Annotated in this window: 14 protein-coding genes and 1 riboswitch; of the genes, 10 read left to right on the forward strand and 4 right to left on the reverse strand. The window is 68.3% G+C overall.

The annotated features are described in order from the left end of the window. Positions 1 to 6: 6 nt before the first annotated feature. The 3 genes from C1N81_RS16695 to rlmN form a co-directional block, all read right to left on the reverse strand. The gene (locus C1N81_RS16695; RefSeq protein ID WP_394429892.1) at positions 7 to 1,710 is read right to left on the reverse strand and encodes an ABC transporter permease; all 1,704 of its coding nucleotides are present in this window, start codon (positions 1,708 to 1,710) and stop codon (positions 7 to 9) included. Next, positions 1,686 to 2,774, reverse strand: a complete 1,089-nt coding sequence (locus tag C1N81_RS16700; protein WP_394429894.1) for a thiamine ABC transporter substrate-binding protein — start codon at positions 2,772 to 2,774, stop codon at positions 1,686 to 1,688. The genes C1N81_RS16695 and C1N81_RS16700 overlap by 25 nt, the downstream gene beginning before the upstream one ends. Before the next feature lie 79 nt (positions 2,775 to 2,853). Next, a riboswitch (TPP riboswitch) is annotated at positions 2,854 to 2,973 on the reverse strand. A 30-nt stretch (positions 2,974 to 3,003) separates the two neighbouring features. After that, positions 3,004 to 4,110, reverse strand: coding sequence for a 23S rRNA (adenine(2503)-C(2))-methyltransferase RlmN (gene rlmN / locus C1N81_RS16705; protein ID WP_394429896.1), 1,107 nt, complete (start codon positions 4,108 to 4,110; stop codon positions 3,004 to 3,006). A gap of 484 nt (positions 4,111 to 4,594) precedes the next feature. Between rlmN and C1N81_RS16710 the strand changes: the two genes are divergently transcribed. Then, entirely contained in the window at positions 4,595 to 5,455 is an 861-nt protein-coding gene (locus C1N81_RS16710; RefSeq protein ID WP_394429898.1) for a TIGR02391 family protein, read from the forward strand. A 496-nt stretch (positions 5,456 to 5,951) separates the two neighbouring features. Here the strand turns inward: C1N81_RS16710 and C1N81_RS16715 are convergent, their stop codons facing one another. Beyond that, positions 5,952 to 6,416, reverse strand: a complete 465-nt coding sequence (locus C1N81_RS16715; protein WP_394429900.1) for an NUDIX hydrolase — start codon at positions 6,414 to 6,416, stop codon at positions 5,952 to 5,954. Positions 6,417 to 6,446: 30 nt separating this feature from the next. Here C1N81_RS16715 and C1N81_RS16720 point away from each other — a divergent pair, with 30 nt between their 5' ends. The 9 genes from C1N81_RS16720 to C1N81_RS16760 all read left to right on the forward strand — a co-directional run bounded on the left by C1N81_RS16720 (position 6,447) and on the right by C1N81_RS16760 (position 11,000). Beyond that, complete coding sequence (locus C1N81_RS16720; RefSeq protein WP_394429901.1) at positions 6,447 to 7,226, forward strand: GntR family transcriptional regulator; 780 nt, start codon at positions 6,447 to 6,449, stop codon at positions 7,224 to 7,226. A gap of 133 nt (positions 7,227 to 7,359) precedes the next feature. Continuing rightward, positions 7,360 to 7,689, forward strand: a complete 330-nt coding sequence (locus C1N81_RS16725; RefSeq protein WP_394429903.1) for an SCO3933 family regulatory protein — start codon at positions 7,360 to 7,362, stop codon at positions 7,687 to 7,689. 3 nt (positions 7,690 to 7,692) lie between these two features. Next, positions 7,693 to 9,030 carry an FtsK/SpoIIIE domain-containing protein gene (locus C1N81_RS16730; protein WP_394429905.1) on the forward strand — a complete coding sequence of 446 codons (1,338 nt, stop codon included), beginning with the start codon at positions 7,693 to 7,695 and terminating at the stop codon, positions 9,028 to 9,030. A gap of 82 nt (positions 9,031 to 9,112) precedes the next feature. Beyond that, positions 9,113 to 9,295: a hypothetical protein gene (locus C1N81_RS16735; protein WP_394429907.1), complete on the forward strand. Its 183-nt coding sequence runs from the start codon at positions 9,113 to 9,115 to the stop codon at positions 9,293 to 9,295. A gap of 11 nt (positions 9,296 to 9,306) precedes the next feature. After that, positions 9,307 to 9,993 carry a DUF2637 domain-containing protein gene (locus C1N81_RS16740; RefSeq protein ID WP_394429909.1) on the forward strand — a complete coding sequence of 229 codons (687 nt, stop codon included), beginning with the start codon at positions 9,307 to 9,309 and terminating at the stop codon, positions 9,991 to 9,993. 20 nt (positions 9,994 to 10,013) lie between these two features. Further along, complete coding sequence (locus C1N81_RS16745; RefSeq protein WP_383525804.1) at positions 10,014 to 10,202, forward strand: mobile element transfer protein; 189 nt, start codon at positions 10,014 to 10,016, stop codon at positions 10,200 to 10,202. A gap of 11 nt (positions 10,203 to 10,213) precedes the next feature. Continuing rightward, positions 10,214 to 10,369 (forward strand): hypothetical protein, encoded by a 156-nt coding sequence (locus tag C1N81_RS16750; RefSeq protein ID WP_394429912.1) that lies wholly within the window; start codon positions 10,214 to 10,216, stop codon positions 10,367 to 10,369. A gap of 24 nt (positions 10,370 to 10,393) precedes the next feature. Beyond that, positions 10,394 to 10,726 (forward strand): SpdD-like protein, encoded by a 333-nt coding sequence (locus C1N81_RS16755; protein ID WP_394429914.1) that lies wholly within the window; start codon positions 10,394 to 10,396, stop codon positions 10,724 to 10,726. 91 nt (positions 10,727 to 10,817) lie between these two features. Continuing rightward, positions 10,818 to 11,000 (forward strand): hypothetical protein, encoded by a 183-nt coding sequence (locus C1N81_RS16760; protein WP_394429916.1) that lies wholly within the window; start codon positions 10,818 to 10,820, stop codon positions 10,998 to 11,000. Positions 11,001 to 11,004: the final 4 nt, after the last annotated feature.

Below are 11,004 nucleotides of genomic sequence, written 5' to 3' on the forward strand. Positions count from 1 at the left end.
GCCATTTCAGAACTCCCCGGTCGTGGCCCGCGCGGGCCGTGCGCGTTCGAGCAGCAGCAACGAGACGGCACAGACGATCATCAGGACCGTCGAGAGGGCCATCGCCTGCCCGTAGTTGAGGTCTCCGGCGCGGCCGAGCAGCCGCGCCACGGCGACCGGCAGCGTCGGGTTGTCGGGCCGCGCGATGAACACCGTCGCCCCGAACTCGCCCAGGGACACGGCGAACGCGAACCCCGCCGCGACCAGCAGCGCCCGCCGCACCATCGGCAGGTCGACCTCCCGCCAGGCCCGCAGCGGCGAGGCGCCGAGCACGGCGGCGGCCTCCCGCAGCCGCCCGTCCACGGCGCGCAGGACCGGCAGCATCGTCCGTACGACGAAGGGCACGCCGACCAGCGCCTGGGCGAGCGGCACCAGGATCCAGGAGGCGCGCAGGTCGAGCGGCGGCTTGTCGAGCGTGATGAGGAACCCGAACCCGACGGTCACCGCGGACACCCCGAGCGGCAGCATCAACAGCGCGTCGAACCCGCGCACCAGGCGGCCCGCGCGCCGGGTCAGCGCCGCCGCCGCGAGCCCACCGATGACGAGGGCGATCCCGGTGGCGGCGAGCGCGTACTCCAGGGAGTTCCAGACGGCATTGATCGGCGCTACGAGGAAGGTCCCGCCGTCGGAGTCGCCGAGCGCCCGGTAGTACGCGAACCCGTATCCGCCCGGTGCGTCGAGCGAGCGCTGGATCAGCACGCCGAGCGGCAGCAGGATCAGGACGGCGACGGTGGCGAGGACCCCGGCGAGCAGCGCCCACTGCCCGGCCCCGCGCGGCTTGCGCGCCGTGTGCGCCGCGTCGACGAGCCGGAGCGCGCTCTCCCGGCGCCGCACGCTCCAGGCGTGCACGCCGAGGATCAGCCCGACCGCGACGAACTGCACGAGCGTGAGGACGGCCGCCGTCGACAGGTCGAAGATCTGCGCGGTCTGCCGGTAGATCTCGACTTCGAGGGTCGAGTAGCCGGGCCCGCCGAGGATCTGCACGACCCCGAACGACGTGAACGTGAAGAGGAAGACCATCAGCCCCGCCGCGGCCACGGCCGGACCGAGCGCGGGCAGCGTCACCCTGCGGAACGCCGCGAACCGCGAGGCGCCGAGCATCCGCGCGGCCTCCTCCTGGCGCGGGTCGAGCTGCCCCCAGAGCCCGCCCACGGTCCGCACGACGACGGCGTAGTTGAAGAAGACGTGCGCGACGAGGATCGCCCAGACCGTGGTGTCGAGCCGCACTCCCCACAGCTCGTCGAGGAGCCCGCCCCGCCCGACGAGCGCCAGGAACGCCGTCCCGACGACGACGGTCGGCAGCACGAACGGCACGGTCACGACCGCCCGCAGGATCTGCTTGCCGGGAAAGTCGAGCCGCGCGAACACGTACGCGCCGGGCAACGCGATCAGCAACGTCAGAGCCGTCGACGCGAGCGCCTGCCACACCGTGAACCACAGGACGTGCCGGATGTCCGCGTCCCCGAGGACGTCCCCGATCCGGCCGAACTGCCAGGCGCCGCCGACGAGCAGCCCGCGGCGCACGATGGCGACGACCGGATAGGCGAAGAAGACGGCGAAGAACGCCACGGGCACGACCATGAGGCCGAGCCGCGCGGCGTCCCCGGAGAGACGGGGCCGGGACGTACGCGCAGGGGTCTCCCGCGTCACTTCCTTACGAGCGAGGTCCACGACTTGACCCACTTGTCACGATTGTCCGTGATCATGCGCATGTTCATGTACGCGGGGTCGTCGACCCGTACGGCGTACTTGGTGTACTCGGCGGGCGCGTGGGCGTCCTCGGTCACCGGGTCGACGAACATGTTGAGCGGCATGTCCTCCTGGAACTCCTTCGAGATCAGGAAGTCGAGCAGCGCCTGACCGCCCTTCTCGTTCTTCGCCCCGTCGAGCAGCCCGGCGAACTCGATCTGCTGGAAGCACGTCTTGGTGGCCACGCCGACCGGCGACGTCTTCGGCTGCGGGTCCGCGTAGATCGCCTCGGCGGGCGGCGAGGACGCGTACGACACGACGAGCGGCCGGTCGCCGCCCGCCTTCTTGCCGCCGGCGCTGCCGCTGAACTCCTCGTTGTAGGCCTGGTCCCAGCCGTCGACGACCTTCACCCCGTTGGCCACGAGCTTCTTCCAGTAGCCCTGCCAGCCGTCCTCGCCGTACTGTGCGGCCGTCCCGAGCAGAAAGCCGAGACCGGGCGAGGAGGTGGCCGCGTTCTCGGTGACGAGCAGGTTCTTGTACTGCGGCTCGACGAGATCCGCGAAGGAGGACGGCGGCGCCAGCTTGTGCCGCTCGAAGTACTTCTTGTCGTAGTTCACGCAGATGTCGCCGGTGTCGACCGGCGTGACCTGGTACCTGCCGACGAGGACGTCGAGCCGGAACTCGCTCAGCACCCGGTCGATCCCCCTGGCCTTGTACGGGGTGAAGATCTTGTTGTCGACGGCCCGGGACAACAGCGTGTTGTCGACGCCGAAGAACACGTCGCCCTGCGGATTGCCCCTGGACAGGATCGCCTTGTTGACGGCCTGCCCGGCATCACCGTCCTTCAGGACTCTCACCTTGTACCCGGACTTCTCCTCGAAGTCCTTCAGCACGTTCTTGGAGACGGCCCAGGAGTCATGACTGACGAGGGTGACGGTCTTCGAGTCGCCGGAGCCGCCGTCACCGGACGACCCGCAGGCGGCGAGGGCGACCAGCCCGAACCCCACGGCCAGGGCGACGCTTGTCCTCTTACTGATGGTGCTCATTGTTTTTCCTCCTGGAATGACCAGGAGAAGACGCGGCCCCGCCCGGAGCCTTCACAGGTCCCCGGGCAGGGCGCAACAGCATGAGTGATGACCGAACTTCCTACCCGGAATGACCCGGGCGAGGTTCAGAGGGTCTGCGGCCTGCGGTGTGGAACCGGTGCCGCACTCTCAGCGCTGTGGCGCTCCCCTGTCGGAATATGAAGATGTAGTTGTTCCCGCCGGCCCCAGGCTACCGCTCGGTCGCGGCGAGCTGACCGCACGCCCCGTCGATCTCCTGGCCACGGGTGTCCCGGATGGTCACGGGCACCCCGTGCGCGGCGATCGCGTCGACGAACGCCTTCTCGTCCTCGGGCCGCGACGCGGTCCACTTCGACCCCGGCGTCGGGTTCAGCGGGATGAGATTGACGTGTACCGGCTTGCCCCGCAGCAGCCGGCCGAGCCGGTCACCACGCCACGCCTGATCGTTGATGTCGCGGATGAGCGCGTACTCGATCGAGAGCCGGCGCCCGGACTTCGCGGCGTACTCCCACCCGGCGTCGAGGACCTCGCGCACCTTCCACCGGGTATTGACCGGTACGAGGGTGTCGCGCAGCTCGTCGTCGGGCGCGTGCAGCGAGATGGCGAGGCGGCACTTGAACCCCTCGTCGGCGAACCGGTGAATGGCCGGCACGAGCCCGACCGTCGACACGGTGATGCCGCGCTGGGACAGCCCCAGGCCGTCCGGCTCGGGGTCGGTCAGCGCGCGGATGGCGCCGACGACCCGCTTGTAGTTGGCGAGCGGCTCGCCCATCCCCATGAAGACGATGTTGCTGAGCCGCGCGGGACCACCGGGGATCTCCCCGTCCCGCAGCGCGCGCATCCCGTCCACGATCTGGTGCACGATCTCGCCGGTCGACAGGTTCCGGTCGAGCCCGGCCTGCCCCGTCGCGCAGAACGGGCAGTTCATCCCGCATCCCGCCTGCGACGAGATGCACATGGTGACCCGGTCCGGGTAGCGCATGAGCACGGACTCGACGAGCGTCCCGTCGAACAGCCGCCACAGCGTCTTGCGCGTGGTCTCCTGGTCGGTCGACAGATGCCGCACGACCGTCATCAGCTCGGGCAGCAGCGCCTCCCGCAGCTTCTCCCGCGAACCGGCGGGGATGTCGGTCCACTCCGCGGGGTCGTGCGCGTACCGCGCGAAGTAGTGCTGCGACAGCTGCTTGGCGCGGAACGGCTTCTCACCGATCGCGGCAACAGCCTCCTTCCGCTCGGCGGGCGAAAGGTCGGCAAGGTGCCGCGGCGGCTTCTTGGCTCCGCGGGGGGCGACGAAAGTGAGTTCTCCGGGCTTAGGCATGGCTGTACCAGTGTCGCAGATAGATGGGGCTGACCTGGGGTCGTCGCGCTGGACGCCTGTCACTGTCGGTCGCCGCTGGTCACTGGTGAGCGGCCTCGGACGGCCCAGGGACGGCCCGGGCCGCGCCAGTGCTACCCCAATCCACCTCGGCCGATGGCGGTTTCGGCTGTCTACCGCAACGCGTCGGCATTGCCCCCCCAGGCACGGGCATGAGGACGTTCAAGCCATGGGTATCCATACACGATCGCTTCCGCGGCAACTGCTGGCAATATCAGGAGAAAACGACACATTGACGCACAAGGGGGAACTGAAGAAGATGCCTATCTCAATCGAATTACCCGAGGGATTCCCTCGACCGGCCGGAGATTCCGGAAGGCTACTCCTTCAGTCTTTATTCACGGCACACAAGAGAGACGGCCGCTGGCTAAGCCCCAAAAAGCTGAACCGGCTACTTCAGAGGTCTAGCACGTCACTCCCCGAGGCCATGCTTGAATTGCCCTCTGGACTTACGAGAGAAACCGCAGAAGAAATCAACATCCGCAACTCAATCGGCGAAGTACATCTGACATTTGCAGGAGTTGCCAACTGCGTCGGATCCGACGCGATCTTGCGGGTTTTCTTCGAGATCCTTGCGGAGGCTGCAGAGAAGGAGCGGGAAGAGAGTCGATGGACCTTGGGGCGAGTACGCATCACCCCCGAGGAGACCGATCGGGTCAAGTCTGCACTTGCGGGACTCACCTTCCGCAATCCGGTTGATTTCCTGATGGGGATTGTGGAACTTGAGCCCTGGTGTATCGGCGCATCTAGGAGCGGCGGCTGGGACATGTATGTGCCTGCAGGAATGTCGGTCGACAGCAGGATTCGCTTCTTTTCCGGGACTCGAAGTATTACCGATTATTGGCGTAGGCGCGAGGATTTCATCCTTAGATCTGACACCCTACGCATGGGTCGCACGCTCGACGGAATGCACCCGGAGGTGATTTCTGCGGCTGGCGAACTCTGGGCCGACGGCCACTTCACACAGGCCGTCCTTGCGGTTTTCCGTCACATCGAATTCCGGGTCCAAAAGGTAACAGGCGAGCTATCCGAATCAGGGCAATCGCTAATGGCTAAAGCGTTCTCGGATGCGGGTTTAGACGTGCGAAAATCTCATGGAATGTCGGGCCAGAGTGAGCAGGCGGGATTTAAGTTTCTATATATGGGGGCCATGGCTGGCCTGCGAAACCCTCGGGCTCATGGCAACCCGCCCAAGGAAGAGGAGGCCGAAGCTTACGAAGCGGTTGCCTTTGGAAGCCTGCTACTACGCCGCCTGGACCTGGCTTCTCAGCGACTGAACTCCCCGTGATCGATACAGGCTGAGCCTCACAGCCATGCACCCCCACTCTCCCCAGCTCCCATCCCGTCCGCCGTCGACCCACACACCGTGGAGCGGGCGTGGTTCATGGCGTCCAGGTGGAGCGCGCCACTGTACGAACGACCTGGACGCCATGGGCCGCGTCTGCTCGGCTCTGCCTGGGTCGATGGTGGACGGGATGGGAGCCCACCACGCTCACCACGCACGGGCCTGCGGCCGGGAACGGCGCCCCCTCCCACCCGGTGCCGGCCGATCCCCCGCCGGAGGCATCGTCTGTGACCGTGGGCCGAAGTCGTCGGGTGCTCGCCTCATGACCTCCGGGCCTATCCACTGTGGGCGGGCGTCGGCGCAGCCGGGGCAGCGCGGGCCGAAGGCATGAGCGCAGCCCCGAGCGGAGCCGGGAAGCCCGCCCGGCGGAGCGGAGCGCAGCCGGGTGCTTGATGAGGTAGAGAAACTCGTAACAGCTCTCTGGCCCCGGGCAGTTGGACTAGGTGGCGTCCGGGACGGTGAGGTTGCGGCCATCATGGGTTCGGATGTGGGGCGCCAACTCGTCGGTCAGGGCATCTGCGATGCGGACGCTGTAGGCCTCACTCATCGAGGCCATGGCTTCATCCGGGGCAAGCCAGGTCACCGCGGTCGACTCGTCCGAGAGCTGTTCGTGTCCACCGTCCGGCCGGCACCGGAAGACCAGGGCCACGACCCCGATCGTCATGTTCTTGTACACCCCGGTGAGCCGCTCGACGTGCACCTTGATCCCGGTCTCTTCATAGACCTCGCGGCACACCCCATCCTCGATGGCCTCGTCCCGCTCCAGCACCCCACCCGGCGGCTCCCACCGTCCGTTGTCGGCACGACGGATAACCAGCACACGCCCGTCATCCCGCACGACGATCCCCGCCACGGATACGGAGTGGAGGGGCATTGACGGCTTGTCGGAGACGCTGTTACTCATGTACAGGAGAATAGGAGAGACTGTAGGACTATGGCGAGTAGCAACGTGGCATCTTCAGCGAAGGCGAAGTACCTACAGATCGCGGACGACCTGGCTGCGCAGATTCAATCGGGCGCGCTTGCTGCTGGGGCTCCTGTACCCAGTGAGTCCGATCTGATGACCCGGTACGGGGTGGCATCCGGCACGGTGCGCAAGGCCGTAGCGGAACTCCGTGCGACCCAGTTGATCGAGACTCACCATGGGCGCGGTTCCTTCGTGCGCTCGCGTCCGCCCGTGCAGCGGAAGTCATCCGACCGTTTCCGTAGGGCTCACCGCAAGGCCGGGAAGGCTGCATACCTGGCCGAGGCGGAGCAATCGGGCGGGGTCCCGTCGGTCAACGTGCTGTTCGTCGGCCCGGTTGACGCACCACCGGAGATCGCCGAGCGGCTAGAGGTTCCGTCAGGCTCCAAAGTCCTTGCCCGCAAGCGGCGTTACTTCCGGGATGGTGTTCCCACCGAGGAGGCGACTTCCTACCTGCCGTGGGACGTGATCAAGGACATCCCGGAGATGTTCGCGGAGAACCCCGGGGGCGGCGGCATCTACGCCCGCCTCGAAGAGCACGGCCACCTGCTCGCGGAGTTCATCGAGACCGTCAGCGCCCGCCTCGCGACCAAGGCCGAGGGAACCGCGTTGGCTCTGAGTCCTGGGGCGCCCGTGATCCATCTTGTCCGAAACGCGATCACGGATGCCGGGCGCGTGGTGGAGGTCTGCGACACGGTCATGGCTGCTGACCAGTTCGTTCTCGACTACCGCTTCGCCGCTCGGGACTGACAGGCGCTCACTTTACGGCCAACTAACCCGCCGTCGGCCGCTGTAGCTTGACTCATGTACATGAGTTAGGCACTCTTCTACTCATAACTCCTGTACATGAGTGCAGGAGGGAAGCTCTTGTAGAGGAGAAACAATGCCGTCCTTCAAGATCGACCTTCAGACCGCCGTGGTGTTCGTGGCGACCGCGCCGACACCGAAGCTGGTGAACCAGAAGACGGGCGAGCGGGCCATGGACCGGGAGACGAACGCGCCGCTGTCGACGGTGGGCCTGTTGGTCTCGGACGACGGGGAGGGCAACCTCTACCAGGTGACCGTGCCGGAGACGGGCATCCCCGAGGGCCTCGCGCCGGGCATGCCGGTCCGGGTGACCGGTCTCAAGGCCCGTGACTGGGAGAACGAGTTCAACGGCCAGAAGCGGCACGGCATCTCCTTCCGCGCGATCGCGCTCACGTCGGGGGTCTGAGCCGTGGCTGACCTGACCATGTGGCTGGAGGCGTCGGGCGCCATAACGGCGGCTGGTGGCGTCGGCTACGCCAAGTACAAGGCTCCGCGCGTGTACTGGGCGGCGGTGGGTCTGCCGATGGCCTGGGGCCGGTTCGCCCTCTCCTACCGGAACACGATGGACGTGTGCGGGCTGACGGTGCAGCCGTCCGGCCTGCGGGCGTTCATGTCGCGCCGGGTCGCCCGCAGCGAGGTCCGGCCGGTCCCTCCGAAGATCCGCCGGGTGCGGGGCACCTCGACCGGTCTGCGGGTCACGCTGCGCCTGCCTGCCGGTCTGGAACCCGCCGACCTGGCTGCGGCCTCCGAGCGACTGCGGCACGCCTGGGGCGTCCACTCCGTCCACGTGATCGCCAAGAAGCCCGGCTATGTGGAACTGCGGATGACCGGGCACGACCTGCTGCACCGGGTGCGGATGCCGAAGAAGGCCACCCCGCGTGATCTGGTGGTACCGGTCGCCCTGCGGGACGACGGCACGGCCTACGTGCGGGATTACCGCGAGATCCCGCACGCGCTGACCCTCGGCGCGAACCAGTCGGGCAAGTCCATGTACCAGCGCAACCTGATCAAGGGCCTGGCGCAACTGCCCGTCGCCCTGGTCGGCGTCGACTGCAAGCGCGGCGTCGAGCAGTCCCGCTACGCCCCGCGGCTGTCCGCCCTGGCGACGAACCCGGATGATGCCGCGTCACTGGTGGATGTGCTCGTGGCGGAGATGGAAGACCGCTTCGACCTTCTGGCCAAGCACGGCGTCTCGGACCTGTGGGAGCTGCCCGAGGATCTGCGCCCGGCGCCGGTCGTGGTCCTGGTCGACGAGATCGCGGAACTGTTCCTGATCTCCTCGAAGAAGGACGAGGAGCGGCGGGAACGGATCGTCACCGGGCTGATCCGCCTCGCCCAGCTGGCCCGCGCGGTCGGGATCTACCTGGAGATCTGCGGGCAGCGGTTCGGCTCCGAGCTGGGCAAGGGCGCCACCATGCTCCGGGCCCAGCTCACCGGCCGGGTGGTGCACCGCGTCAACGACAAACAGACCGCCGAAATGGGCTTGAACGACGTGGCCCCGGAGTCCGTCCCGGCCGCGTGCACGATCCCCGCCGACCGACCCGGACAGGCCGTTGCCGCTGACGCCTCCGGCGGCTGGGGACGCATCCGCACCCCGCACACCTCCGTCGACGACACCGTGACGGTATGCCGGGCCTTCGCCCACCTGATCCCGGACCTCCCGGCCCTGGAGCCCTTCCGGCCGGCCGTTTCAGTCCCGGCGCCGACGATCCCGCCCATGCCGACCACGGCCCCGGCGATTCCCTGACGCTCCACGCTTCCCGGTCGGCGTGACCGCCTCACGCCAGGTCCCTACCCCGCCCATGCCTGAACTGAAGGGAGGCACACCCATGCTCCCCAGCACCGAACACGCCGTACGAGCGGTGCAGCGGGCCCTCGATGAGGACGACTACACCGGAGCGCTCACCCTCGCGCGTGCCGCCTACCAGGGCACGGCCGATGCGGATGTCCGCGCCGAGCTGCTGCTGTGGCTCGGCCCGCGCGCGGCTTCCCAGCCCATCGACAACCTCTGAGGAGGGCCGCAGTGATCCGCTCCATCCGTCTGGACGCCGTCCTCGTGCAAGCCGTGATCGCCGGGGCTCTGTCCTTCTCCCACCTGCACGACCTGGCCGACGCCGCCGGGCAGTCCGGTTGGAAGGCCTGGGCCTACCCGATCAGTGTCGACCTGCTCCTCGTCGCGGCCTGGCGGCGGCTGCGGACCAACCGGCGTGACGGTGCGGCCTGGGTCTGGTTCGTGATCGCCCTGTTCGCCTCGCTCGGCGCCAACATCGCGACCGCCGGACTCCTCGACCTGGCCCATGTCCCGGCCTGGCTGCGTGTCCTCGTCGCCGGATGGCCCGCCCTCGCCTTCCTGGGCGGCACGCTCCTCGTCCACACCCCCACCGAGACCACCTCCGCCCCGGCCTCTGTGCCGGAGCCGACCGAAGAACCGGACGCCGTCGACCTGCACCGCACGGACACCGCGCCGGAACTCGACACCATCCCGGAGCCCACCGAACCGGCCCCAGAACTCCCCGCGGCCGAACCGGCCCCCGAGCCCATGCCGGTCCCGGCGAGCGTTCCGCCAGCACTCCTGGACCACGCCCGCAAGCTCGCCGACCACCACCGCGCGACCACCGGCACCCCGTTGCCCGTCGCCAGCCTGCGCGCCCAACTCGGGCTCCCCGCCCCGGTCGTCGACTCGATCGCCGCCCACCTCCAACTCGCCTGAACCAGGAAGGACCAACCGTCATGACCGCCTACCGGCGCTTCCGCAACGTCCGCCAGTTCGGTCCCGTTCAGGTCGCCACCTTCTTTGACGGACGCGGCCGCGAGCGCCACACCGCCGCCTGCACCGCTCCGCGCTGTGACTTCTCCGCCGAATATGACAACCGCTCCGCCGCCGAACTCGCCGCCCGCACCCACCGCTGCACCGCCTAGGAGACCCCGCCATGGATGTCCCGCTCTGGCTCGCTGTGATCGTCGTCGGATGGCTCGGCATCAAGCTCACCCGCCCGCCGATCTGGCTCGTGGTCCTGCTCCTGCTCGGCGGCTACCTCATCGCCGACAGCTTCCTCGGCCCCGCTGTCGGCTCCCTCATCAACTGACCACCCCGGAAGGGAGCACCGCCCGTGTTCACCCCGAAGATCCCGGTCAACGACCAGCCCACCGGCCACATCATCCCGCTCAACGCCACCACCGTGGTGGACGGTCACCAGCACGCCCCGGCCGCCTGCTCCTGCCAGCACCCGGCTCCCGCCCCAGCCGCAACAAACCGGCCCACCGTGCAGCTCACCCCCGGCGCCCTCGCGCTCCTGGTCGGCGGCGGCACCGCGGCCGTGCTCGTCGTCGGCGCCGTGCTGGTCTCCATGCTCCTGGCCGTCGCGATCACCGCGGGCTCGCTCGCCATCGTCGCGCTCGTCGTCCGCTCGCTCATCAACAACGAGACCAAGCACCACCGCTGACCGGCCCCGGAGCGGCCTCTACCGCCAAGTTTCGCCCGCTCCGGAGCCGTGCCTCCTGCCCGAACCAAACGATCCGGAAGGAAGTTCCATCATGGCCCAGCCCACCCCTGCCCGCCCGCGCATCTGCCACGACTGCGACGGCTTCCCCACCGTTAAGGTCACCACCGGCCTGCGCAACCGCGACGGCTCCCGCCAGACCCTCACCGCCCACTGCCCCACCTGCCAGGGCCGAGGCCAGAGCGCGCCCGCCGTCCTCACCCGCGCGGGCCGGTGACACA

This window comes from Streptomyces sp. SGAir0957, assembly GCF_043523415.1.